We start from the raw sequence: 23,581 nt of genomic DNA on the forward strand, positions 1-23,581 counted from the left end.
CACACCCTATGTTTGGCACTATCCCTGAATTCAATCAAAGCCTTGAAATGATGAAAACCATGTGGGGTCAGGGAGCCGGGGGACAGGTGCCAGGACAATTCCCCTTCACTACAGATGCCTCTAAGGCTGCCGGGGGGTTTGGCTCAGCATTTCCAGGGCTAGATACCGATGAGCTAGAAAAACGCATCAAGGATCTTAAAAGTGTTGAAAACTGGTTGAACCTGAATCTCAATGTCTTGAAGTCCACTATTCAGGGTCTAGAGGTTCAACATGCCACCATGATGGCCCTCAAATCATTTGGGGATGCTGTTTCAGCAACTGCAGCTGCCGCTACGGGTGGAGCCACCGAAGACTCAGGAACAAAGGCTACTAAACCACGCAAAACCGCAACACGTCGTCGTCGCAAAGCTGGCGACTCAACTTTCCTCGACGAAGTAGGTAATTCAGATGAGCAATAGCCTCACCCATGGCAAATGTCATTTGGTGAATATCTAATTCACGTTTAAATAAAACCGGCACGATCTCCCGAGCAGTTGCCGGTTTTTTACATGCTCCAAGCGTCTCTGCCAAGCGCTCATCGTGGTGCAATTTCAACTGATCAATTCGCGGCTTCATTCCCGTAAATGGTTTGCCATGAGATGGCAACACAAGAGTGTTGTCTGGTAATGGCAGATATCGATCTAAAGAACTGAGATACAAGCCTAAAGGATCCGCATCCGGATCAGCATCGTAGACGCTGACATTCGTAGAGATTCGTGGCAGCAACATATCTCCAGAGATTAATACGCCTAGGTCTTTACAAAATAGTGAGGCATGCTCAGGCGCATGACCAAAACCCATAATGACTTGCCACTCATGTCCACCAATCAAAATCATTTCACCGTCAATGATGCGACGATATTGCCGAGGCACACCTGGAACCATATTGCTGTAATAGTTTGATCGAGCCCGAATTTTTTCTAAATCTTCTGGGGCAACTAATCCATGCTTCTGAAAATGATCTGCAGACCCACCGCCACCAGCACGTGCACCAACTGCAGCACCACCCTCTTTATGACTTAACCATTGCGCAGTTAAATAATCCGTCATTGAAATCCAAAGCGGTGCATTCCATTTTTCACATAGCCATTGAGAGAGTCCAACGTGGTCTGGATGCATATGGGTCACGATGACTCTCAGTACAGGCAAGCCTTCTAGCTGCGTGGCAAAGATCTCATCCCAAGCTGCTTTCGTCTCATCATTCGCAATACCGCAATCCACGATGGTCCAGCCCTGAATACCCTCAAACTCATCGCGCAGTAGCCAAAGATTGATGTGATCCAAAGCAAACGGTAGACGCATCCGCAACCAACGCACGCCAGGCGCTACCTCCATTGAACTACCCACTTCCGGCAAAGTATCGGCTAAGGGATAATGAATAGAACTAAGATCGCTGGATTGGTTTTTGGTATTCATCTATTTCTATTCTAGGTTTACTTTGACAACAGTTCCATCGCCTTGTATCAACTGGTGCGACATCAATCCTGAAAATGGTTTTTGTCGTGGTTGCTATCGCACACTTACTGAAATTGCCGATTGGTCTGAACTCTCTAATCCTGAAAAGCTTGAGGTCTGGGCAAAACTGGAAACACGCAAACCTCAAGCACCACAATAAATATTACTAATTAGCAATTGCTTATTTATTTACATCTACGATTAATCGACCGCGCACATTTCCGGCCATCAGTTCTGCAGCATATTTAATGGAGTCCTCCAAACTAATTTCATGAGAGATCTCCTCTAAAGTTTTGAGATCGACCAACTTACTCAATTGCTCATAGGCAGCCATGCGTTTAGCTTTTGGCACTGTCACACTATTGATGCCATACAGAGTCACCCCACGCAAAATAAATGGTGCAACAGTCGATGGAAAATCCATTCCTTGAGCAAGACCACAGGCGGCAACCGCACCATCGCTCTTGGTTTGTGCACAAGCATTAGCCAAGGTATGGCTACCAACGCTATCAACCACTGCTGCCCAACGCTCTTTTGCCAAAGGCTTGCCAGGAGCTGACAGTGCAGCACGATCAATCACTTCACTAGCACCCAATTTCTTCAGATAATCAGCCTCGGACATGCGACCTGTACTGGCAACAACCGTAAATCCTAATTTGCTCAGAAGAGTAATAGCGAAGCTACCTACTCCACCTGCTGCACCAGTGACCAATACCTCGCCATCACTTGGCTTCAATCCATGCTTTTGTAATGCCATCACACACAGCATTGCGGTATAGCCAGCAGTACCAATAGCTAGAGCCTGCTTAGCAGTAAACCCTTTTGGCAAGGGAATAAGCCACTCTGACTTCACGCGTGCTTGCTGTGCTAATCCACCCCAATGACCTTCACCAACACCCCAACCATTGAGCAACACCATATCCCCAGCCTTAAATTCTGGGCTAGTGCTCTCTAACACCTCACCTGCAAAATCAATCCCCGGAACCATGGGAAAGCTACGCACCACTGGACCTTTCCCAGTAATCGCTAAACCATCTTTGTAATTTAAAGTGGAATAGAGCACCTTCACTCTGACATTGCCCTCGGGCAGGCTGGCCTCATCAACCTGAGTTAGCTCAGCACGATAACCGCGATCATCCTTATTTACCAAAATAGCGTTAAACATGTTTCTTCCTTTTAAATGCGCTGCATTCCCCGCAGCAAATGCGTAATAGGTTTATCCTAACGAGCATTGCTGATTATGGAGGCTTCCATGAAAAAAATTCTACTATTAACTTCGCTTTGCGGCTTAACTCTAGCCGGATGCTCTTCAAGCCAAATTCATATGTCTATGGGCAATATGCGCTTAATCAGCTCCAGCGCCTCCCCACAAGATGTGATGGATTTTGCCAATACGACCTGTAAGAATGACTTCTACCAAGGTGCAAGCTTTCTTTCGAAGGCAGGCAAGGAATATCGCTTTAAATGCGTCAAAGCTGAGGAGAACGAAATTCTGACCCCAATTCCAGGTACAACCATCCCCGCTAGTGCTTCTGCGCCGGCAGCTGCAAAGTAAGTAATTCATTAAGAAAACGAGATGACCCCATTTACCTCTCAAGAGCTCCGCAAAGGATTCTCCTCTTTCGCAACAGGGGTCACTGTGATTACTTGCCTAGATGCCGACCAGAACGCACATGGCATCACCATCAGCTCATTTAATACTGTTTCATTGGAGCCACCACTCATTTTGTGGAGCTTAAAGAAGCATTCACGCCTAATGCCTAATTTTGAAGTGGGTCACAAACAATTAATTCATGTGCTCGCGCGTTCACAAGAAGCCATGGCAATGCACTTTGCTACCGTCAAGGAAAATCAGTTCGACAACATTCCGCACAAAATTGCAGCAAGCGGTCTCACTCAAATTGAAGGATGCTCAGCCTACTTTGAATGCGAAACAGTTTCAGTCCACACCGGCGGCGATCACAATATCATTGTTGCTAAAGTGCTCAACCTAAAGCACACTCCAGAAAGTCATCCACTAATATTTGCGCATAGCAAATTTATGGGTTTAGATTCATCAATTTAAAATTATCTAAATAGGAATTCTCATGATGCGCTTATGGGGAAGAAAAAGTTCTATCAATGTGCAAAAGGTCTTGTGGTGCCTTGCAGAACTGGGGCTTGAAGAAGGCAAAGATTTTGAGCGCATAGATGCCGGCCTTCATTTTGGAATAAATCATACCCCTGAATTCTTAGCACTTAACCCGAATGGTTTGGTCCCCACTCTAGAAGACGGTGATCTTGTGCTCTGGGAGTCCAATACTATTTTGCGCTATCTTGTTCGTCAATACGATAGGTCGAAGCGCTTTCCTGCTGACATTAAAAATCAGTACCAATCTGAGAAGTGGATGGACTGGCAACTGGGAACTATGTGGCCACCATTACGAGTTGCATTCTTAGGACTCACTCGTACCCCTGAAGCAGATCGTAACTATGAGTTAATTAAGAGCTCGTATCAAGAGGCAGATGCATTGCTGGCATTACTTGATCAGACCTTAGAAAAACAGGCTTACTGCGCTGGCGAACAATTCAGCGTCGGAGATATTCCATTGGCTTTATGTGTAAGTCGATGGATTCTGCTACCACAAACTTTCCCCGAAAAAATAGGGCCTCGCTCACAATTAAACAATATTGATGCGTGGATGAAACGGATTGAACTTGAAACTAAATATAAAATCGTGGCACAAAAAGAACTCAATATCGTGAAGTAAATAACTGGTATCTCAGATTTTCTGAATCTGAGACATCAAGTAAAAAAGGATGAACTTAGTTCACCCTTTTTTCATAGCTATTTACAGAATAAATTACTGTTGCTTGAATTTCTTCTGATGGTGATCGGCACCAATAAACAAATACATCGCCGGAACCACGAAAAGCGTAAATAAAGTACCAATCGATAGTCCAGTAAAGATCACAATACCCATCGACTGACGACCAGCGGCACCTGCACCAGATGCAATCACCAGGGGAACAACACCCAGCACCATTGCCGCAGTGGTCATCAAGATTGGGCGCAAACGGACGCTACTAGCCTCTACGATGGCATCTAACTTACTGCGGCCAGCTTCCTGCAATTCATTAGCAAATTCCACAATCAAAATTCCGTGCTTGCTGATCAAGCCCATTAGCGTAACTAAGCCAACTTGGGTATACACATTCAAAGTTGTGAATCCCAAATTAATAAAGATTAATGCGCCAAATAAGGCGAGCGGCACTGAGACCAAAATCACGATTGGATCGCGGAAGCTTTCAAACTGTGCAGCCAAGACCAAGAATACGATCAAGATGGCAAAGAACATGGTCACCAAGAAACCGCCAGACTCCGCCATAAACTGACGGGATGGGCCGGCGTAATCCATGGTGTAACCATTCGGCGCCACCTCTTTTAAAGTTTGACGCATGAACTCAAGTAAGTCCGCCTGAGAAATAAATGGCGTACTCACACCAGAGATTGTTGCAGAGTTCAACTGTTGAAAGTGATTAATGGATTGCGGAACCACTTTTTGCTTAATTGTTGCTATTGTCCGCGCCTGAATCATCTGTCCACTTGGAGTACGTATGTAGTAATCCAAGATCTGATCTGGATTTAAGCGGTCCACTTGCTTTACTTGCGGAATCACGCGATAGGAGCGGCCAGCCACAGAGAAGTAATTCACATAACCACCACCCAAGGCAGCGGAAAGGGCGCTACCCACTTGTTGCTGCGTCATACCCAGTGCAGCTACTTTCTCACGATCGATTTCTAAAACGTCTTGCGGCTTATCAATCTTTAAATCTGAATCCACAAAGAAGAAGTTGCCGCTACGACGTGCCTTATCCAGAACCGCCTGAGACACTTCATTGAGTTGCTCATAAGACTCTGTAGTATTAATAACCACCTGAACAGGAAGGCCCTGTGCACCAGGCAAAGCCGGGAATTGGAAAGCGGCTACACGAGCACCGGCAATCGAATTCCACTTACTTTGCATAGCTTCCTGAAACTTCGTGGCATTACGACTACGTTGATCCCAATCTTTTAGTAATACACCACCAAAGCTACTAGTGGGGCTAGTGATCTGGAACATCTGCTCATACTCAGGCTCTGCAGCTGATATTTGATAAATCTGATCAGCATAGGTCTGCATTTGATTGACGGTGCTATTCGGCGGACCTGAAGCCTGCATCAAAACAATACCTTGGTCTTCTGTTGGCGCCAATTCAGCGCGAGCAGTAGCGTAGAGATAAGCCACACCTCCCAGCAAAATCACACCCATCACAATAATGACCTGCCAAGTGCTCAGGAGCTCACGCAAAGTAGTTTGATAACTGTGATGAACTTTTTCAAAAACGCGATCAATCTTTTGTACAAACGAAGAGGCTTCTTGCTCTTCAGTAAAAATGCGTGAACACATCATCGGTGAAAGCGTCAACGCAATCAATCCCGATACCGCGACTGCACTTGCTAAAGTAAAGGCAAACTCGGTAAAGAGCGCGCCCGTTAAACCACCCTGAAAACCAATTGGTATATATACGGCGATCAACACAATCGTCATTGCCAAGATAGGACCACCCAACTCGCGCGCAGCAATTAAAGAAGCCTCCAGCGGTGACTTGCCTTCCTTCATATGACGGTCTACGTTCTCAACCACAATAATGGCATCGTCGACCACCAAGCCAATTGCAAGCACTAGGGCTAACAGCGTCAGCAAATTAATGGAGTAACCCAAGATCTGCATCAAGAAGAATGTGCCAATTAATGAGAGTGGCATCGCAATCACCGGCACGGCAACAGCACGTGCACTTCCCAGGAAGAGATAAATCACCACCGTCACAATCAACAGCGCTTCTAAAAGGGTTGCCACTACCTCATCAATCGAAGTAGTGATGAACTTAGTCGAGTCATAAACCACTTTGCCCGACATACCGGTTGGCAACTGCTTCTGAATATCTGGGACTACTGCACGAACACGTTCTGCTACATCGAGCAAGTTCGCCTGGGGCGCCACCTTGATGGCAATAAATACTGAGCGCTTGCCACTAAATGCAACATTGGTGTTGTAGTCTTCAGAGCCCATGCTCACAGTTGCTACTTGATCTAGGTACACAATATTGATGCCATCTTTTTTGACAACTAACTTGCGGAACTCATCGAGCGTATGGAGATCCGTGCCAGCTACCAAATCGACGGCAACCATGTCACCCTTAGTGCTGCCTACCGCGGATAAATAGTTATTGGCTGCCATGGCACTATAAACATCATCAGCACCGACCCCAAGCCCAGCCATCTTCTCGCGATCAAGCCATGCGCGTAGGGCAAACTTTCTGCCACCAGTAATTTCAGCATTCTGAACACCATCGACAGCATCCAGCTTTGGCTTCACTACCCGTAATAAGTAATCAGTAATTGCATTGTTTGGAATGTCATCGCTGTAAAAGCCCATGTACATTGCCGCAGTAGACTGACCAATTTGTACAGTCAATATGGGTTGTTGGGCTTGCGGAGGTAACTGATTCTTAACCGAACTAATCTGTGTTTGGATCTGCGTGAGCGCAGCATTGGAGTCGTAATTAAGCTTGAGAGTCGCAGTAATGGTCGAGAGACCACTCACACTCATCGATGACAAATAGTCAATACCTTGGGACTGAGCAATCGCAGTTTCTAATGGCTGCGTAATAAAGCCTGCAATCGTCTCTGGATCAGCACCATAGTAAGCCGTCGTAATGGTGACAATCGCATTTTGGGTTTGTGGGTATTGGTTGACTGGCAAAGAACCGACAGCCTTCAAGCCAAACACCAAGACAAGCGCACTCACTACCAGCGAGAGCACTGGCCTACGAATAAATATATCAGTCCAATTCATCTAGGACTTATTCCTGTGGCTGTGGGTTTGGTGAATTGGACGGCAACACTTTGTTATTGATAATTAGCGGCGTGCCATTCTTCAACTTAAGCTGGCCACTAGTAACAACCGTAGCACCCTCTTCAACCCCTTTGAGAATTGCTACTTGATCTCCACGCGTTAGTCCTGTTGTTACAAAGACCTGTTGAGCCTCAAGTGCAGGCTTGCCCTGCTTATCCTTTTTACCAGTTGGCTTAGCAATAAACACCGTTGAACCATACGGGTTATAAGTCACTGCAGTTTGAGGCAAAGTTAGCAACTTCACTTCATCGCCTAACTTAATATTCACATTAGCAAACATACCTGGCAATATTTTCTTATCCGGATTTGCCAACTGAGCCTCAATCTGAATATTGCGTGTATTGGTATCGACCTTCGGACTCACGGCAGTAACCTTGCCAGTAAAGCTTGCGCCCTTGAATGCATCAGTCGTCACCACAATTTCTTGCCCAACCCGAATCTGTTCAGCATTACTTTGCGGGAGATTGAAATCGACAAAAATAGGATCTAAAGTTTGAAGGGTGAGCAACTTGTCACCTGGGTTGACGAATTGACCAGGGTTAATCATCACGATACCGACACGACCAGTAAAGGGGGCTTTTAGATTCTTCTTGGCGACTAAGGCTATTTGCTGCTCTACCTGCGCCTGCTTAGAGGCAGCATCAGCTTTACTAGTATCAAAGACATTCTTACTAATCGCCTGAATTTCTAATTGTTGCCTATCGCGTTCATTAATTACCTTAGCTAAATCTGCCAACGCTTTTAATGAATTGAGTTGTGCAACATCTGAGGCGTCATTCAGTTTAATCAGCAAGTCGCCTTCTTTTACATCCATACCCGATTTAATGGGTACAGTTTGCACAAGGCCACCGATTTCAGTGCTGAGATCTACCCCTCTAAATGCGCGGACATTACCAACGCTAGAAAGCTTAGGCTGCCATGCAGTCGTCTCTACTACCATCGTGGAAACAGTTGCAGGAGGCAAGCCCATGCCAGCAATGAAATGCTTAATCATGAAAGTCTTGAGTTGATTGAACCCAAAGATCAAGCCAAGCAACAAAAATACACCACACAACATAATGGTCATGCGTCGACCCAATGGGGTCATAGACTGTAACTTGGCATTTGCCTTGCTACGTATAAAGCGATCGCGCAAACGTAAGCAGGGCCCTTTTACTTTCCCCCAAAGCGCAATCAACTTCTCGCGAAGTTTCCACTCGATCGCCTTCGCAAGCGACCAAGCCCACATGGCAAGCGCGACTGCAGTTACTTTGGTTTTAATTGTTTCCAGAAGTTTCATTTTGATCTTTGTTCGCTATGGCTTTTGGTTGAAAGGCTGGGCTGGTTCGATTCCACCAGCCGCCGCCTAGTGCTGCAAATAATGCTGCTGTATCTGAGAATCGGGTTGCTTGTGCAGAAACCGATTTGACTTTAGCAATTTGATATTGATTTTGGTAGTAGAGAACAGCTAAGTAGCTAGCAGTGCCTAGCTTGTATTGCTGTTGCACTAATTCCAAAGTTTCATAAGCGTAACGTTCTGCATCTGATGCTGATTTCAATGCTTGTGCGCCAGTCTCGAGAGCTCGCAATGCATCGGCTACCTCTTGAAAGGCTTTGAGTACGGTCGCTTGGTATTGGTAAACCGCCTGCTCATAATTCGCAACAGCGCCACGACGTTGCGCTAATAATTGTCCACCCTGAAAGAGTGGCTGAAATATTCCACCGGCAACCGACCATAGGGTTGCGTTCGGCCCAAAGAGGGCTGAGCTAGTCAATGCTGCAGAACCAATAGCGCCAGTGATATTAAATTGTGGCAATAAATTGGCAGTAGCTACTCCCACCAAAGCATTGGTGGCCTTGAGCTGTGCTTCTGCAGCGCGTACGTCTGGGCGTTGGCGCACAAGGCTCGACGGCACTGAAAGAGGGAGCTTCTCTGGCAAGTGCAAAGACTTCAAGTCAAACTTCGTGATGTTGGCATTGCTAGGTAGCTCACCGACCAAGACGGCCAACTGATTGCGTGCAAAGGAAAGGTTGCGCTCATAAGTAAATAAATCTACTTGGGAGTTAGATACCAAAGTTCTTTGTGATGTCACATCCACTCGAGAAACCGTACCAATCGCTAGTTGCTTTTCTGTTACCTCAGCTAAATTTGTTTGTGCCTTGAGAATTTCTTCTGTGGCCTGCATCTGTGCCCGCAAAGCAGCTTCACGCACTGCACCAGTAACAATATTGGCGGTCAGCGAAAGATATGCGCCCTCTAACTGAAACTGCGCAATCTCTGCTTGCGCTCTGGCGCCTTCAACTGCTCGGCGTGCCCCACCAAAAACATCAAGCTTGTAGGTGACGTTTACAGAAGCGTTATAGAGGTTGTAAGTATCAGAGCCATAAGGCAAGCCATAAATAGCAGAAGGCTGTAACTGTCGAGTAGCGCCACCATTTAAACCAATTGCTGGGAAGTACTGCCCACCAATTTGTGCGCTGACATTTTCTTGGCTCGCACGCAGAGCGGCATCAGCTGCACCTAAATTAGGGTTTTGCTGCAAAGCTTTTTTGATCAATACATCTAGCTCGGGAGATTTAAATAATTCCCACCATTGGGCCTCAATATCAGCGCCTTCAATAAATTCTTGATTCGTTCCACCGGGTACTCCAGGTGCAGTAGCCAACTTTTGTGAAAGTGCAGTTTCGGTATACCCAGATGTATTAGGAGCATCAGGCTGCTTAAAGTCTGGACCTACAGCGCATGCGGAAAGAAATCCCGTAAAAATAAACGGAAGCAAACGCAAACTAGAGAAATCCTTAGAACCAAACATGAATGGTGACAAATATCCTTTTCTACAGTAGATATTTGAACACACTTTTCTAATTGAGTCTGTGTAACACCTTGATTTGACTAATAAATTTTTGTACACAGCTATGCGTAGAAGTCAAACGGATTTTTTAAACCCCAACCCTATTCTTCTGAGGCGATTCTTCCAAAGCTTCCGCTGTTGAAATCTTGCATTGCTCGGGCGATCTCCTCTTGGGTATTCATAACAAATGGGCCATATCCAACGATAGGTTCATTAATCGGCTCACCACTCAGTAGCAAAGCAATAGAGTCCTCAAGCACATTCACTTGAATATCTTGGCCCTGATTGCTAAACATCAGCATCTGAGCATCTTTAGCAACTACACCCTCACCGGCCTCAACTGCACCCTTGAGTACAACTAGGGATGCATTCCAAGACTCTGGCACAGAAATACTTGTTGAGCCTTTGTTCAATTTCAAGTCAATCACATTCATTGGGGTGAAGGTGTGAGCGGGGCCTTGGTGACCATCAAACTTCCCAGCTATGATGCGCGCTTGCCCTGCACCATTTTGCAAATCAAGCACAGGAATCTGTTTATCCACAATGGCTTGATAAGCTGGCTTAGTCATTTTCAGCTTTGCCGGAAGATTTACCCATAACTGCACCATTTCCAAAGTGCCGCCGCTTCTAGCAAAACTTTCTGAGTGAAACTCTTCATGCAAGATGCCAGACCCAGCAGTCATCCACTGCACATCACCAGGGCCAATTACGCCGCCTTGACCCGTTGAATCTTTATGTGCCACCTCACCTTCATAAACAATGGTGACTGTTTCAAAGCCGCGATGTGGGTGTGAGCCCACACCCTTGCGCTCAGTTGTGGAGGGGAACTCAGCTGGGCCCGCATAGTCCAGCATCAAGAATGGGCTCATTTGCTTGCCCAGGTCTTGATAGAAAAACAAGGTGCGCACAGGAAAACCATCGCCCACCCAGTGACCCCGATCATTGCCTTGTATGCCAATCAGTTTTTTCATCATTCTCTCAGGAGCATCCATAACTGCGTACAAATATTTACACTGAATTGAGGCTACTCGACCGTAACACTCTTTGCAAGATTGCGGGGCTTATCGACATCAGTGCCGAGGGAACAAGCCGTGTGATACGCCAAGAGTTGAAGCGGGACTACGTGCAAGATTGGAGATAAATTGCCGTAATGCTCGGGCAACCGAATCACGTTGATACCCTCGCTACTGGTGATATCGGTATCTTGGTCAGCAAAGACATAAAGCTTTCCACCGCGGGCTTTGACTTCTTGCATATTGGATTTGAGTTTTTCCAATAAGTCGTCCTTAGGAGCCACCGTTACCACTGGCATCTTTTCAGTAACCAAGGCAAGCGGGCCATGCTTTAACTCACCAGCTGGATAGGCCTCAGCATGAATATAAGAAATCTCTTTTAACTTGAGTGCCCCCTCAAGAGCAATTGGGTAGTGCATACCGCGCCCAAGAAATAATGCGTTTTCACATTTAGCAAACGCAGAACTCCAAGCCATGATTTGTGGCTCAAGGGCTAAAACTGCATGCAATGCTTTTGGTAAATGGCGCAAATCACGCAAGAGCTCTTTTTCTTTATCAGGACTCACTTTGCCTGCACGCTTAGCCAATGAAACGGCCAATAGATAAAGTGCAAGCAGCTGAGTGGTAAATGCTTTTGTAGAAGCAACGCCAATCTCAGTTCCAGCCTTGGTCAAGAAATTCCAATTGGTTTCGCGAACCATAGCGCTACTTGCAACGTTGCAAATTGCTAGCGTGTAATGATGTCCTAAAGCTTGGGCATGACGCAAAGCTGCTAAGGTATCTGCAGTCTCGCCAGACTGAGAGACCACCACAATTAATGCATTCGGATTAGGAACGGTTGTGCGATAACGATATTCACTAGCAATCTCAACTTGCGTCGAAATGCCAGCCAAATCTTCTAACCAGTATTTAGCAACACAAGCAGAGTAGTAACTAGTGCCGCAAGCCAAGATCAAAATTTGATCAAACTTTTTCCATTGCTCGGGATCGGCACTAAAGAGCTCTGGACCAAAACTAGCGATGTTGGCTAACGTATCACCAATTGCTCTTGGTTGCTCAAAAATCTCTTTTTGCATGTAATGCTGATAAGGCCCCAGATCCACAGAGTCAGCTTGGGCTGGCATTGGCTTTTGCTCACGCTGTGTAGTCTTACCTAATTGATCAATGATCTCAACACTCTCTGCCCTGAGAACAGCAACATCACCCTCTTCGAGATACATCATTGAATGTGCGCGGCCAGCTAAAGCCAAGGCATCTGAAGCAAGGAAGTTTTCATTCTCACCGAGTGCAACCACTAATGGAGAGCCCACACGTGCACCCACCAACATATCTGGACGATCTTGCGCAATCACCCCAATTGCATAAGCACCATGTAGTCGCGGTAATACAGAGCGCACCGAAGCAACCAGATCTGCCTGCTTACTTGCCACATAAGCTTGATGAATTAAATGCGCAATCACTTCAGTATCTGTTTCCGAAGTAAATACATAGCCCACAGACTTCAATTCAGTACGTAGTGATTCGTAGTTTTCAATAATGCCGTTATGAACAACAGCAATTAATCCACCAGAAATATGGGGATGTGCATTTTGTGTGTCAGGTTTACCGTGGGTTGCCCAGCGAGTATGTGCAATACCTAGGGTGCCATGAAAATCCTTGCCCTGCTCTGCTAACTCGGAAACACGAGCAGTAGTGCGAGCTCGTTCAATTGTGTGTTTAGCATCATTGCTATTAATTACTGCAAAACCACAAGAATCGTAACCGCGGTATTCAAGACGACGCAAACCTTCAATTAAAACTTCAACAATATTCTTACGCGATACCGCGCCAACAATTCCGCACATTATTTTTTAACCTTCACGGATTTTTTGGCGGCTACTTTTTTTACAGCAGCCTTCTTGATTAACGACTTTTTCTCTTGCGGCTTTTTATCTTGCTTTACTGGGCGTTGCCACTGCAATGAAACTTGCTTGGCTCGTGACACGGTAAGTTGATTCGGGGGCGCATCTTTAGTCAGGGTTGTGCCCGCACCCAGTGTGGCACCACGGCCAACGCGCACTGGGGCCACCAACTGTGTATCCGAACCAATGAAAACATCATCCTCAATGATGGTTTGATGTTTATTGACACCATCATAGTTACAGGTAATCGTACCGGCACCGATATTGACTCTAGAGCCCACGATCGAATCACCCACGTAGGCCAAGTGATTGGCTTTGCTATTGGCGGCAATCTTGCTGTTCTTCACTTCGACGAAGTTGCCAATATGTACATCATTGGACAGATCTGCACCGGGACGCAAACGAGCATAAGGCCCAATCAGCGAGCTTGCGCCAACTTGAGCTCCATCAATATGACTATATGGGTGAATGGTGACATTCTTGCCAATCAGGCTATTACGAATAATGCAGTACGGGCCCACTTTTGTGCCAGCAGCTAAAGTCACGCAACCTTCAAATACACAGCCAACATCAATGAAGACGTCCGTACCACACTCGAGTGTTCCTCGAATATCGATACGCGCTGGATCAGCCAAAGAAACACCGGCATCCATTAAAACGTTTGCTTGATTGAGCTGATGTACTCGCTCTAAAGCAGCTAACTGATCACGACTATTAACACCAACAGTTTCATACTCAGCATCAGCTTGTGCGGTACGAATGGGAACTCCATCTTTAACTGCCATAGCAATGACGTCAGTTAAATAGTATTCACCCTGGGCATTACTGGCTCGCAATGCCTTCAACCACTTCTTCAGTGAATTGGTTGGCAGAACCATAATGCCGGTATTAATTTCTTGAACACGCTTTTGCTCTGGTGATGCATCTTTTTCTTCAACAATCGCTTTTACCGAACCATCGATATCTCGCACGATGCGGCCATAGCCTGTTGGATGGTTGAGGTTTTGAGTCAGGAGTGCCAAAGCAGAATCTTGACCACGCACGCCATCAGCCAATTTGACTAATTTAGACAGCGTCTTTTTACTTGTAAGTGGCACATCGCCATACAGAACCAAAGTAGGTACATTTACATCCAGTTTGGGCAATGCTTGTAATAAAGCGTGGCCCGTTCCTTTTTGCTCAGCCTGTAATGCAGTAGCAACTTTGCCAAAGCGAGAATCTTGCACGCTAGCTGTTTGAAGAAACTCTTTAACATCGACTGCACCATGCCCAACAACAACGATGGGGCCAGTTTTAGTGCTATTACCCTGTAAATCTAAGGCTGTATTGAGAACGTGCTGGAGAAGGGGTTTCCCGGCCAAGGTTTGAAGAACCTTGGGTAATGCGGACTTCATCCGTTTTCCCTGCCCAGCAGCCAAAATAACGATGTTCATAAAGAGGGATTATAAGACCCCTGAATCAACGTTCCGCAGGCTATTTCATCGATTTCTGTCTCATCAATCGCTTTATCACCAGCAGATCTTGCAGCAATACCCGACAACTCAGTAGAAATCTCAAGATTCTTAAAATCAAAGGCCTCACCATCCATTAAATGGGACGGAACAATGTGATGCATTGAGCGGAATAGATTCTCGACGCGCCCCGGGTGCTTTTTCTCCCACTCGCGCAGCATCTCTTTCATGGCGCCGCGCTGTAAGTTAGGCTGACTGCCACAGAGATTGCATGGAATAATTGGGAAGTTCATATCTACCGCATAACGCTCCAATAACTTTTCAGGAACGTATGCGAGAGGACGAATGACAATATGCTTGCCATCATCAGATCGCAACTTTGGTGGCATACCTTTGAGCTTGCCGGCAAAGAACATATTCAACATCAATGTTTCTAAGATGTCATCACGATGATGACCTAAAGCAATCTTGGTGGCACCCAGCTCATCTGCTACGCGATACAAAATCCCACGACGCAAACGAGAGCAAAGACCGCAAGTCGTTTTTCCTTCTGGAACTACACGCTTAACGATACTGTAGGTATCTTGATTTTCGATGTGATACTGAACACCTAAAGCCTTTAAATAATTTGGCAAGATCTCCGCTGGAAATCCTGGCTGCTTTTGATCTAAATTGACAGCAACGATCTCAAAATCAATTGGGGCACGCTCCCGCAGCTTCAACAGAATGTCGAGCATGGCGTAACTATCTTTACCGCCTGACAAGCACACCATTACCTTATCGCCATCTTCAATCATGCCAAAGTCACCAATAGCTTGGCCAACTAAACGACATAACTTTTTCTCAAGCTTGTTTTCTTCGAAGACGACTTTACGGATATCACTCATAGCGACTAAATTTTTCTGGATTCTCTTTAAGCCTGCTTCATCCGAAATACTTCAACACCAACAGAGTGACAGTCTGGATATACATCAGGCTTAGCTGTACTAACACGAGCAGCAATTACCTTCGGATGCAAGAGCATCGCAGTCACGATGTCATCGCAGAAGGTTTCTTGCAAATGAATATGGCCTTGGGAAGACCGTGCCTTAATGGTTTCACGCATAAAGTCATAATCAACAACTTCTTCCAATAGATCCTTGGATGGCGTATTCATATTCAGCGGGATATAAAGATCTACATTAAGAATAACGCGCTGCTCAGCCTTTTTTTCAAAGTCATGAACGCCAATATTGATATAGATTTCATAGTCACGCAAAAATAAGCGGCGGCAATCCGCAAGTGCTGGGTGAGAAAGAATGGCATGCATATTTTTATGAACTCTTTTTGAATTTTTTTCTGTATTAAATTCTTAATTGGTTTTAAACATCACATCGCGTGATGATGGTAATAGATGCTGCCCACCATCGACATATAAAGTAGTTCCTGTGATCGCATTTGAGTTAGCTAAAAATACAGCGGCTTTTGCAATGTCACTAGGTGTGGATGACTTACCTAATGGCGTCATCTGATGTGCCTTGGTAAAACCAGACTCAGTTTGATCGCCTGAGGTCAATGTAATCCCAGGGGCTAAACCAATCACCCTTAAGTGAGGAGCAAAATCTACCGCCAGCACTTCAACTGAAGTGAGTAGTGCCGCTTTAGATAGTGTGTAAGACAAATAATCTGGATTGAGATTGATCAGTTTTTGATCGAGCAACTGAATCACCGAGGGGATTGATAAATTACTCTCGCTTGCTTTCTTTGTCTGACGTTTGTGATATTCAAACATCAGCTGAGATAGTAAGATAGGTGCAGCTAAATTGATTTGCATGTGGTCTTGCAAACTTTTACCACTCAGCGGAGTATCCGAATTGGCGCGATCATATTCAAAGATGGATGCGCTATTCACGAGACACTCAAGGCTTTGAAACTCAGCAACAACTGCGGCAAATAGAGAATGGATTTCTGCTTCGCTGGCGAGATCAGCTTTAAATGCGACAGCTTTACGCCCAAGCTTCTGAATTTCGGCCACAGTTGCTGTAGCATCGGATTCCGAATGGCCATAATGAATTGCGATATCCCAGCCCTGACGAGCAAATTCCAAGGCAATTTCCCGACCAAGGCGCTTAGCTGCACCGGTCACTAAAACCGCTTTATTTTGCTGAGGTGATGGGTTTGAACTCAAGTTCACTTAAATTCTCTTAGACTAAGGAGCTATGGATATTACCTTGACCAGCCTTGAAACGGCTCATACAGAGCATCTGAGCCAAAAAATAATGGCTGAAATCGCTTCCAAAGGCGGCTGGATGCCCTTTTCAAGGTATATGGAAATGGCTCTCTACGAGCCTGGAATGGGGTATTACAGTGCTGGAGCTCATAAATTGGGTGCTAGCGGTGATTTCACGACAGCCCCAGAGCTATCCCCCCTATTTGGCGCTGCCATCGTAGAAACCCTTTTACCGATTCTGGAGGGCCTTCAAGCCCAAGGGCTCCCCACCCAGATTCTGGAATTTGGTGCCGGCACTGGCAAGCTAGCTGAATCTATTCTCAGCCGACTGCACGATCTCGGATTCTCACTTGATCGCTACGACATCATTGAGATCTCACCCGACCTAGCCCAAAGGCAAGAAGAGCGCCTCAAGCAAGTTGTAGAGAAACTGGCCCTATCTACTCAATCCAATTGGTTAAGTTCTTTACCTGGCAACTTCAAGGGCATCATTCTGGCAAATGAGGTGATTGATGCTATTCCGTGTGATGCCATCATTTTTCAAAATGGCTTTTGGTATTGGCAAGGTGTTTCAGCTATTGATGGCAAGCTTACTTGGTCAGCAGGACAGCCTGTTGAGCAGTCACTGCTTCCAGAGACTTTGCTCACTGGAAACTTTTCTGAAGGCTACCTTACTGAATTGCATGCGCCAGCCAATGCTTGGATGCGCCAAGTAGCCAATCATCTTGATACCGGCCTCTTTCTGACTTTTGATTATGGATTTCCTGAGAGTGAGTACTACCATGCACAACGCCTCGAAGGCACGCTCATGGCGCATCATCGACATCATGCCATTCAAGATCCATTTCATCTTCCAGGGCTTTGTGATTTAACAACTCACGTAGAGTGGTCTCAGATCGCACGTAGTGCGCTTGAAGAAAAAGTTGATGATGTCTATCTTAGCAATCAAGCAAGCTACTTACTGGATGCGGGCATTGGCGATATTGCGCTAGAAATTGGCGATCCCAGCAAGCCAGAAACTTTCTTACCGATTTCGAATTCTTTGCAGAAACTATTGTCTGAAGCGGAGATGGGTGAGCTCTTCAAAGTCTTTGCATTCTCAAAGAAGCTATCTGAGATATTGCCAGATCATGTCTTAGAGGATTTGCCTGGCCTTCGAGGCAGAAACCGGCTGTAAGCTTTTAGCTTTTTATGGCTGCAGTAATGGCAGAGAGTCTTGCGGCATCCATTGCACTACGAATATTTTCACCATTAGTCCTCTGGTCTGCAGGAACACCTTCAATAATTTCCGCCGTGTTGAGCGATTGAGCATTTTGCATTGCTGAAATTAAAGTGTCGACATTTAAACCAATACGTTTAGCTAAATCGAGCAATGCGTATCCACGATCAGGCTTACGCCAAACATCTGCGCGATTGAACCAAGTTAATATATCAGCGGATTGATATACGCCACCGAGGTCACTAGCTGTTTTCTCAATCAGTACATTGAGCCCACTAAATATTTCACTGAAGTCACGCAAGTCATTTGGCATCTTGACGCACTCTGCCCATGAGCGAATTTCGCACGCAGGTAGATGCATGAGAGTTACAGCACAGCGATCTTCCAGCTGATTTGCGGCATGTAGGTATGCAATGAGCTGCTCACGATATTCTTCTTTAGCCAAATGAGATGTCAGCGTTGATGGTAGCAATACTTTAGCTGCACCAGCATCTAGCAAAACTTGGAACATGCGCATTGGCTTACTAGCAGTTAACCCTCTAGCCAACTCCTGCCAGATTCTCTCAGCCGAGAGCGCTGATAATTCATTGGAATGAACAATCGCCTGCAAGGCGGCCATGGTTTCTGGCGCTACTATGAATTCAGGAAAACGCGCTGCAAAACGAGCGATACGCAAAAGACGTAAAGGGTCTTCGGAAAACGCATCGGACACATGACGAAATACCTTAGCAGCTAAATCTTGCTGGCCATTGTGGGGATCCAAAATAGGCCCAACCCACTTGCCATCCGCGTCGACCTCTTGTGCCATCGCATTAATAGTCAAATCTCGACGCTCTAAATCCTGCTCTAATGTGACGGTTGGGTCAGCATAAAACATAAAGCCTTTATAACCCTTCCCCGTTTTCCGCTCTGTACGCGCTAATGCATATTCAGCCTGTGTCTCTGGATGCAAGAACACTGGAAAATCTTTGCCCACCGGACGAAAGCCCTGAGCAATCATCTCTTCTACGCTAGAGCCAACCACAACATAATCAATGTCGTGTATCGGCAAGCCCATCAGGGTATCCCGAATAGCACCACCGACCGCATAAATCTTCATCGACTTATTTCATGCCTTCTAATGTGCGACGGCTGATGCTAAAGACCTTAGTCAATGCGTCTACTCCATTAAGCGGGAGGATATTAGGCAACTGCATAGATGCAATGTTGTCACGCGACATTAAAGTTGGGACGGGCAGAAACTCAAAAGCTAAAGCTTGAAGATGTCCAACAAAATCATGAACAGGAATAATGGCACATTTTGTGTTGACCTTACGCGCAGCAAATTCCACAATCTCTTTCATGGTGTAAACAGTAGGCCCCACTAAATCATATGATTGATGAACAGTAGATGGCATTTTTAGTGACTTGGTAAATGCACTAGCCACATCATCCACGCTAACCGGCTGAAACTGTGCTCCAGAGTTTGCTAAGGGCATCGCTGGAAATAACTTTGTCAACTTAGCAAACAAATTAATGAACTGATCTTGGGCGCCAAAAATGACGGAAGGTCTAAAAATAGTCCAGTCAAGATTGCTAGCCTTTACAGCGGCCTCGCCATCACCTTTACTACGCTGATACATTGACGGGCCATTTGAGTCTGCACCCAATGCGCTCATATGTAGGTAACGTTTTAGACCGTGTAACTGCATAGCAGTGATAATATTTTTGGGAAGCTCTACATGCGCAGCTTCAAACACTTTTCCATAAGGCTGCGCAGGCTTGTCATGCAGTACGCCCACTAAATTAATGACTGCACCACCAGGCTTTATTCGTGAGCAAAGCTCTTGCAAAACATCAAACTCATGCACATTGGCATCTTCTAGATGCACTTTTGGCAGCATGCGCAATTCACGTGCAGACGCTAAGTGTCTAGTCGGCAATAAAACAGAATAGCCCTCAGATTGCAACTGAGCAGCTAAAACTCTACCTACAAAACCGTTACCGCCAATTAGCAGAATGTCATATTTCATAAAACTCCTATGCAGTTGAAATATTAAGGTAGCTCTGATGCGTTTGCTGCTTTAGGAGCGATTACCCCTAAACGCTGTTTTAAAGACTGTGTCTGACCGTGCATCACTGATGAATAATACGTTGCATTCGCCAAAACGTTTTTTACATAGGTGCGCGTCTCATTAAATGGAATCGTTTCTGCAAAGATCGCTCCCTCGGTCGGGCTAGTGAGCTTTTCCCGCCAAGTTTTAGAGCGTGATGGTCCAGCGTTATAGGCGGCAGATGCGAGAACCCAGGATCCATCTAAATCCAATAAAACCATATTCAAATAATTACTGCCCAAAGTTAGATTGGTGTTGGTATCAGTAAGCTTGTCATTGGTATAGGAGGTCATACCAATTTTCTTAGCCACATATTTCGCTGTGTTTGGCATTACTTGCATTAGGCCTGAAGCGCCTACTGAAGAGGAGGCATTCATGATGAATCGTGACTCTTGGCGAATCAAGCCATATGCCCACGCCAAGTTCAAATCAATTTGCTTAGCAATTGGTGATAGCTCATCGCGATAAGGTGTTGGGTAGCGTAAGCTAAAGTCATGCTCTTGCTTGGTACGATCAGCCGTATTCACAACGCGGTCGTATAAACCAATCCTCTTAGCGTATTCAGCCGCTGCAAGCAATTGCTTATCACTCATATTGCGCAACTCCCAATTCCAGTCGCGATTACCTTCAAAGCGCAAATTCATGGCATAGAAGCGCTCGCCCCTAATGAAGCCTTTGCGCTGAGACATAGATTCGATTTCTGCATCACTCACTTTAGTTCGGGCAGGCGCATGATTCGATTTGCCCAAGTCTTCGCGAGCAAGCTGTCCGTAAAAGTTGTACTGATCAGAAATGAGCTCAAGGTTCTCGCGTGCTTTTTCATTTTGACCATCAACTTTTAATGCACGTGCATACCAATAAGTCCAAGCAGGATCCCTACTACGAACTACAGGATTCATACCTTCAATTGCATTCTTTACCAGCACCCAGTCTTTGGCGCGCAGACCTGCGCGTACTTTCCACTCTTGACCTTCAGTTGAAAGAAGCTCGTTATAGCCCAGTTCTTGTTGAAAACGATATGCATCATCCGCATTGGGATCTAATTTCTTTGCAAGGAACTGGCCAATTACACCCCAAGCAACGGCCTGGTTTTCTTTGCTATAACGCGATGCATTTTGAGAAAAATCTCTAAATGCTTTTGCAGGGTCTGCTTTGGCTGCCTTCACAATATCGGCAATAGGATCCTCGCCACCCAAGCGACGTGACATGGTATCGAAACCCATTTCACTAGCAGCGCGGCCAATTGCCTTTGCTTCATTTGGTGTCATACCGCCCGCACTGACCAAAGCAGGCACCAATTCTTGGCAAGCCTGACCAAAATTACGTGGGTCTAATAGTATTGCGCGAGCATCAATTGCAACTTTAGTTGGGTTCTCCCCTTGTGCCAATTTTGACTGCAGTGCGTAGCACTTCACCTGAGTGTCATCATCCAAAACAAACTTAGGATATTCAGCATCAAAACGCGACCAATCCTTCCGCTTACCCAAAACGAGCAACCAATCATTGCGCATCCGATCAGCTAGAGCAGTACCCTGATATTGATTTAGAAAAGCCGCTACCTGTGAGTCCGCATTACTATCGGCTCGCGCCACACCAGCACTATCAAATAGCTGAGGTTTGATACGGAAATAGCTTACATAGTCTTCATATGGGTAATTGGAGAGGCTAGCAGCTAAGGTTTGTGCACGGACCGCATCATTTCTTTTGGCTGCTTCACGCAGCTCAATAAAGGTGCGATCACCCTCAGTAATTTCAAAGACTGAAATTCTGCTTTCTTTAGCGGAAATAGTTTTCTTGGCCTTCTCAGCAAAAATACTGGGCGAACTGCTCAATAGAGCCAGAAATAGAATTCCGCCCGCAGCTTTTTGCCAAATACTAAAAACATCAAACCTCTTTTTCACCGTCTAGCCTTATCGATTTACTATATCTCTCAATTTTCGCCTGATAATGGTCGATATGCACGGCAATTCTCCAAAATCGCTACGGCAGGACTTACTTGCCCAAAGGAAACAGTTTGCGGCTAGCGCAAGCTATCCCATGGCACGAGAAGCTATTTTGACTGGCTTAGCTGGTTTTCTGGCCGACCATGACACTCAAGTTCAATCTATTGCCTTGTATTGCCCCATACAAGATGAACTGGATCTTCGGCCGACTCTATTAGCTTGGGCCAAGGGCAATAAAGCTAGAACGCTAGCACTCCCTTTTGCGCGCCCCGATAAACATTTAGATTTTTATGCCTGGCAAGCGGGTGACTTACTAATTCCAAGTCGCCACGGCGTGCCGGAGCCAGACCCGAATAACCCTCGTAGACTTCAAGTCACTCCAGACTACATCTTGATTCCCTGCGTAGGCTGGTCTAAATCCAGAGTAGGCGATAAAACGCATTATTGGCGGCTTGGGTATGGGGGTGGCTACTTTGACCGCACCTTAGCCCAATTACGTAAAGCTAAACCAAGCCTACTGTGTGTAGGCATTGGCTTTGATTGGCAAAAATTAAGTGATGATCAATGGCAGACTCAAACACATGATGAGCCTTTGGATGCCATGCTGACTGAGTCAGGCTTATTAAGCTAACTCAGTTGTAGCCTTCGCTACTTATTAAGACTTAAATTATCTGCTATCGCCAAAACGGCATCTGCTTGATTCAAGGAATAGAAATGCAATCCTGGTGCGCCAGCAGTTAAAAGTTGATCGCAAAGATCAGTCACCACTTCCTCACCAAACGCACGAATCGAAGCAGTGTCATCACCATAAGACTGCAAACGCAAACGAATCCAACGCGGGATCTCTGCGCCACAAGCATCTGAAAAACGTAGCAGCTGAGTGCTATTGGTAATCGGCATAATTCCAGCAATGACTGGCTCAGTGACGCCCAAGTCATAAGCCTCATCCACAAAGCGGAAATACGCATCACTGTTGTAGAAATACTGAGTTACTGCTGAATTGGCCCCAGCCTTCATCTTCTGCACAAAGAAGTCCACATCAGTTGCGGGCGACTTAGCTTGAGGGTGTGTTTCTGGATAAGCTGCGACATCAATGTGAAACCAATCACCCGTTTCTGCACGAATAAATTCCACTAACTCGTTAGCATGGTGAAACTCACCATACTGACCCATGCCAGATGGTAAGTCACCACGTAAAGCTACGATACGTTTAACACCTAAAGCTTGGTATTGCTTCAACATGTCGCGCACGCTCTCACGTGAACTACCAACACAAGATAAGTGTGGGGCAACTGCTGCACCAGCAGCATGAATATCGCTCACTACTTTTAGTGTGCCAGATTGAGTAGAGCCACCGGCACCAAAAGTCACAGAATAAAAAGCGGGCTTAAGCGTTTCACTAAAACGCTCGCGCACGAGATGTAACTTATTCTCACCTTCAGGTGTTTTTGGAGGAAAGAATTCAACGCTTAATTCCATGATCTTGGG

The 23,581-nt window shown here is 45.8% G+C and carries 22 protein-coding genes; 7 read left to right on the forward strand and 15 right to left on the reverse strand.

The window, feature by feature from the left end:
* Nucleotides 1–8 precede the first annotated feature (8 nt).
* Nucleotides 9–458, forward strand: a complete 450-nt coding sequence (locus GQ359_RS09625; RefSeq protein ID WP_215386937.1) for a PhaM family polyhydroxyalkanoate granule multifunctional regulatory protein — start codon at nucleotides 9–11, stop codon at nucleotides 456–458.
* Here the strand turns inward: GQ359_RS09625 and GQ359_RS09630 are convergent.
* Nucleotides 370–1,455, reverse strand: a complete 1,086-nt coding sequence (locus tag GQ359_RS09630; protein WP_215386938.1) for an MBL fold metallo-hydrolase — start codon at nucleotides 1,453–1,455, stop codon at nucleotides 370–372. The two genes, GQ359_RS09625 and GQ359_RS09630, sit on opposite strands and share 89 nt — an antisense overlap.
* Before the next feature lie 22 nt (nucleotides 1,456–1,477).
* Here GQ359_RS09630 and GQ359_RS09635 point away from each other — a divergent pair, with 22 nt between their 5' ends.
* Nucleotides 1,478–1,654 (forward strand): DUF1289 domain-containing protein, encoded by a 177-nt coding sequence (locus tag GQ359_RS09635; protein ID WP_215386939.1) that lies wholly within the window; start codon nucleotides 1,478–1,480, stop codon nucleotides 1,652–1,654.
* 21 nt (nucleotides 1,655–1,675) lie between these two features.
* On the opposite strand, the gene GQ359_RS09640 is transcribed toward GQ359_RS09635, so the two are convergent.
* Nucleotides 1,676–2,659, reverse strand: a complete 984-nt coding sequence (locus GQ359_RS09640; RefSeq protein WP_215386940.1) for an MDR family oxidoreductase — start codon at nucleotides 2,657–2,659, stop codon at nucleotides 1,676–1,678.
* An 87-nt stretch (nucleotides 2,660–2,746) separates the two neighbouring features.
* On the opposite strand from GQ359_RS09640, the gene GQ359_RS09645 reads away from it, so the two are divergent.
* Genes GQ359_RS09645 through GQ359_RS09655 form a run of 3 tightly spaced genes read left to right on the forward strand, consistent with a single transcriptional unit; the run spans nucleotide 2,747 to nucleotide 4,244 of the window.
* On the forward strand, nucleotides 2,747–3,049 hold the full coding sequence (locus tag GQ359_RS09645; protein ID WP_215386941.1) for a hypothetical protein: 303 nt from the start codon (nucleotides 2,747–2,749) through the stop codon (nucleotides 3,047–3,049).
* Between the two features lie 21 nt (nucleotides 3,050–3,070).
* Nucleotides 3,071–3,559, forward strand: coding sequence for a flavin reductase family protein (locus GQ359_RS09650; protein ID WP_215302196.1), 489 nt, complete (start codon nucleotides 3,071–3,073; stop codon nucleotides 3,557–3,559).
* 22 nt (nucleotides 3,560–3,581) lie between these two features.
* On the forward strand, nucleotides 3,582–4,244 hold the full coding sequence (locus tag GQ359_RS09655) for a glutathione S-transferase family protein (protein ID WP_251367874.1): 663 nt from the start codon (nucleotides 3,582–3,584) through the stop codon (nucleotides 4,242–4,244).
* A 93-nt stretch (nucleotides 4,245–4,337) separates the two neighbouring features.
* Here the strand turns inward: GQ359_RS09655 and GQ359_RS09660 are convergent, their stop codons facing one another.
* The 9 genes from GQ359_RS09660 to GQ359_RS09700 form a co-directional block, all read right to left on the reverse strand.
* Nucleotides 4,338–7,373 carry an efflux RND transporter permease subunit gene (locus GQ359_RS09660; RefSeq protein WP_215386942.1) on the reverse strand — a complete coding sequence of 1,012 codons (3,036 nt, stop codon included), beginning with the start codon at nucleotides 7,371–7,373 and terminating at the stop codon, nucleotides 4,338–4,340.
* 7 nt (nucleotides 7,374–7,380) lie between these two features.
* Nucleotides 7,381–8,520, reverse strand: a complete 1,140-nt coding sequence (locus GQ359_RS09665) for an efflux RND transporter periplasmic adaptor subunit (RefSeq protein ID WP_215387965.1) — start codon at nucleotides 8,518–8,520, stop codon at nucleotides 7,381–7,383.
* Between the two features lie 169 nt (nucleotides 8,521–8,689).
* A complete protein-coding gene (locus tag GQ359_RS09670; RefSeq protein WP_215386943.1) occupies nucleotides 8,690–10,225 on the reverse strand; it encodes an efflux transporter outer membrane subunit in 1,536 nt (511 codons plus the stop codon).
* A 140-nt stretch (nucleotides 10,226–10,365) separates the two neighbouring features.
* Nucleotides 10,366–11,235 carry a pirin family protein gene (locus GQ359_RS09675; protein ID WP_215387966.1) on the reverse strand — a complete coding sequence of 290 codons (870 nt, stop codon included), beginning with the start codon at nucleotides 11,233–11,235 and terminating at the stop codon, nucleotides 10,366–10,368.
* A 53-nt stretch (nucleotides 11,236–11,288) separates the two neighbouring features.
* Entirely contained in the window at nucleotides 11,289–13,121 is a 1,833-nt protein-coding gene (gene glmS / locus GQ359_RS09680) for a glutamine--fructose-6-phosphate transaminase (isomerizing) (protein WP_215386944.1), read from the reverse strand.
* Nucleotides 13,121–14,611: a bifunctional UDP-N-acetylglucosamine diphosphorylase/glucosamine-1-phosphate N-acetyltransferase GlmU gene (glmU, locus tag GQ359_RS09685; RefSeq protein ID WP_215386945.1), complete on the reverse strand. Its 1,491-nt coding sequence runs from the start codon at nucleotides 14,609–14,611 to the stop codon at nucleotides 13,121–13,123. Before glmU ends, glmS begins: the two co-directional genes overlap by 1 nt.
* Entirely contained in the window at nucleotides 14,608–15,516 is a 909-nt protein-coding gene (gene ttcA, locus GQ359_RS09690; protein WP_215386946.1) for a tRNA 2-thiocytidine(32) synthetase TtcA, read from the reverse strand. Before ttcA ends, glmU begins: the two co-directional genes overlap by 4 nt.
* A gap of 26 nt (nucleotides 15,517–15,542) precedes the next feature.
* Nucleotides 15,543–15,938 (reverse strand): dihydroneopterin aldolase, encoded by a 396-nt coding sequence (locus GQ359_RS09695; RefSeq protein WP_215386947.1) that lies wholly within the window; start codon nucleotides 15,936–15,938, stop codon nucleotides 15,543–15,545.
* A gap of 42 nt (nucleotides 15,939–15,980) precedes the next feature.
* Nucleotides 15,981–16,802 carry an SDR family oxidoreductase gene (locus tag GQ359_RS09700; RefSeq protein ID WP_215386948.1) on the reverse strand — a complete coding sequence of 274 codons (822 nt, stop codon included), beginning with the start codon at nucleotides 16,800–16,802 and terminating at the stop codon, nucleotides 15,981–15,983.
* 25 nt (nucleotides 16,803–16,827) lie between these two features.
* On the opposite strand from GQ359_RS09700, the gene GQ359_RS09705 reads away from it, so the two are divergent.
* Nucleotides 16,828–18,015, forward strand: coding sequence for a class I SAM-dependent methyltransferase (locus GQ359_RS09705; protein WP_215386949.1), 1,188 nt, complete (start codon nucleotides 16,828–16,830; stop codon nucleotides 18,013–18,015).
* Nucleotides 18,016–18,019: 4 nt separating this feature from the next.
* On the opposite strand, the gene GQ359_RS09710 is transcribed toward GQ359_RS09705, so the two are convergent.
* Genes GQ359_RS09710 through GQ359_RS09720 form a run of 3 tightly spaced genes read right to left on the reverse strand, consistent with a single transcriptional unit; the run spans nucleotide 18,020 to nucleotide 22,051 of the window.
* Nucleotides 18,020–19,156, reverse strand: coding sequence for a polynucleotide adenylyltransferase (locus tag GQ359_RS09710; RefSeq protein WP_215386950.1), 1,137 nt, complete (start codon nucleotides 19,154–19,156; stop codon nucleotides 18,020–18,022).
* A 4-nt stretch (nucleotides 19,157–19,160) separates the two neighbouring features.
* The gene (locus GQ359_RS09715; protein ID WP_215386951.1) at nucleotides 19,161–20,069 is read right to left on the reverse strand and encodes a complex I NDUFA9 subunit family protein; all 909 of its coding nucleotides are present in this window, start codon (nucleotides 20,067–20,069) and stop codon (nucleotides 19,161–19,163) included.
* Between the two features lie 23 nt (nucleotides 20,070–20,092).
* Nucleotides 20,093–22,051, reverse strand: a complete 1,959-nt coding sequence (locus GQ359_RS09720; RefSeq protein WP_251367875.1) for a lytic transglycosylase domain-containing protein — start codon at nucleotides 22,049–22,051, stop codon at nucleotides 20,093–20,095.
* Between the two features lie 55 nt (nucleotides 22,052–22,106).
* On the opposite strand from GQ359_RS09720, the gene GQ359_RS09725 reads away from it, so the two are divergent.
* A complete protein-coding gene (locus tag GQ359_RS09725) occupies nucleotides 22,107–22,724 on the forward strand; it encodes a 5-formyltetrahydrofolate cyclo-ligase (RefSeq protein ID WP_251367876.1) in 618 nt (205 codons plus the stop codon).
* A 17-nt stretch (nucleotides 22,725–22,741) separates the two neighbouring features.
* On the opposite strand, the gene metF is transcribed toward GQ359_RS09725, so the two are convergent.
* On the reverse strand, nucleotides 22,742–23,572 hold the full coding sequence (metF, locus tag GQ359_RS09730; RefSeq protein ID WP_215386953.1) for a methylenetetrahydrofolate reductase [NAD(P)H]: 831 nt from the start codon (nucleotides 23,570–23,572) through the stop codon (nucleotides 22,742–22,744).
* Nucleotides 23,573–23,581: the final 9 nt, after the last annotated feature.

Source organism: Polynucleobacter sp. AM-7D1 (assembly GCF_018688455.1).
Lineage (GTDB): Bacteria > Pseudomonadota > Gammaproteobacteria > Burkholderiales > Burkholderiaceae > Polynucleobacter.

Excerpts from the sequence above, each read along its gene's own strand:
- GQ359_RS09625 (WP_215386937.1), top strand. The coding sequence starts at position 9 with ATGTTTGGCACTATCCCTGAATTCAATCAAAGCCTTGAAATGATGAAA.
- GQ359_RS09630 (WP_215386938.1), bottom strand. The coding sequence starts at position 1,455 with ATGAATACCAAAAACCAATCCAGCGATCTTAGTTCTATTCATTATCCC.
- GQ359_RS09640 (WP_215386940.1), bottom strand. The coding sequence starts at position 2,659 with ATGTTTAACGCTATTTTGGTAAATAAGGATGATCGCGGTTATCGTGCT.
- GQ359_RS09645 (WP_215386941.1), top strand. The coding sequence starts at position 2,747 with ATGAAAAAAATTCTACTATTAACTTCGCTTTGCGGCTTAACTCTAGCC.
- GQ359_RS09650 (WP_215302196.1), top strand. The coding sequence starts at position 3,071 with ATGACCCCATTTACCTCTCAAGAGCTCCGCAAAGGATTCTCCTCTTTC.
- GQ359_RS09655 (WP_251367874.1), top strand. The coding sequence starts at position 3,582 with ATGATGCGCTTATGGGGAAGAAAAAGTTCTATCAATGTGCAAAAGGTC.
- GQ359_RS09660 (WP_215386942.1), bottom strand. The coding sequence starts at position 7,373 with ATGAATTGGACTGATATATTTATTCGTAGGCCAGTGCTCTCGCTGGTA.
- GQ359_RS09665 (WP_215387965.1), bottom strand. The coding sequence starts at position 8,520 with ATGACCCCATTGGGTCGACGCATGACCATTATGTTGTGTGGTGTATTT.
- GQ359_RS09670 (WP_215386943.1), bottom strand. The coding sequence starts at position 10,225 with ATGTTTGGTTCTAAGGATTTCTCTAGTTTGCGTTTGCTTCCGTTTATT.
- GQ359_RS09675 (WP_215387966.1), bottom strand. The coding sequence starts at position 11,235 with ATGAAAAAACTGATTGGCATACAAGGCAATGATCGGGGTCACTGGGTG.
- glmS (WP_215386944.1), bottom strand. The coding sequence starts at position 13,121 with ATGTGCGGAATTGTTGGCGCGGTATCGCGTAAGAATATTGTTGAAGTT.
- glmU (WP_215386945.1), bottom strand. The coding sequence starts at position 14,611 with ATGAACATCGTTATTTTGGCTGCTGGGCAGGGAAAACGGATGAAGTCC.
- ttcA (WP_215386946.1), bottom strand. The coding sequence starts at position 15,516 with ATGAGTGATATCCGTAAAGTCGTCTTCGAAGAAAACAAGCTTGAGAAA.
- GQ359_RS09695 (WP_215386947.1), bottom strand. The coding sequence starts at position 15,938 with ATGCATGCCATTCTTTCTCACCCAGCACTTGCGGATTGCCGCCGCTTA.
- GQ359_RS09705 (WP_215386949.1), top strand. The coding sequence starts at position 16,828 with ATGGATATTACCTTGACCAGCCTTGAAACGGCTCATACAGAGCATCTG.
- GQ359_RS09710 (WP_215386950.1), bottom strand. The coding sequence starts at position 19,156 with ATGAAGATTTATGCGGTCGGTGGTGCTATTCGGGATACCCTGATGGGC.
- GQ359_RS09715 (WP_215386951.1), bottom strand. The coding sequence starts at position 20,069 with ATGAAATATGACATTCTGCTAATTGGCGGTAACGGTTTTGTAGGTAGA.
- GQ359_RS09725 (WP_251367876.1), top strand. The coding sequence starts at position 22,107 with ATGCACGGCAATTCTCCAAAATCGCTACGGCAGGACTTACTTGCCCAA.
- metF (WP_215386953.1), bottom strand. The coding sequence starts at position 23,572 with ATGGAATTAAGCGTTGAATTCTTTCCTCCAAAAACACCTGAAGGTGAG.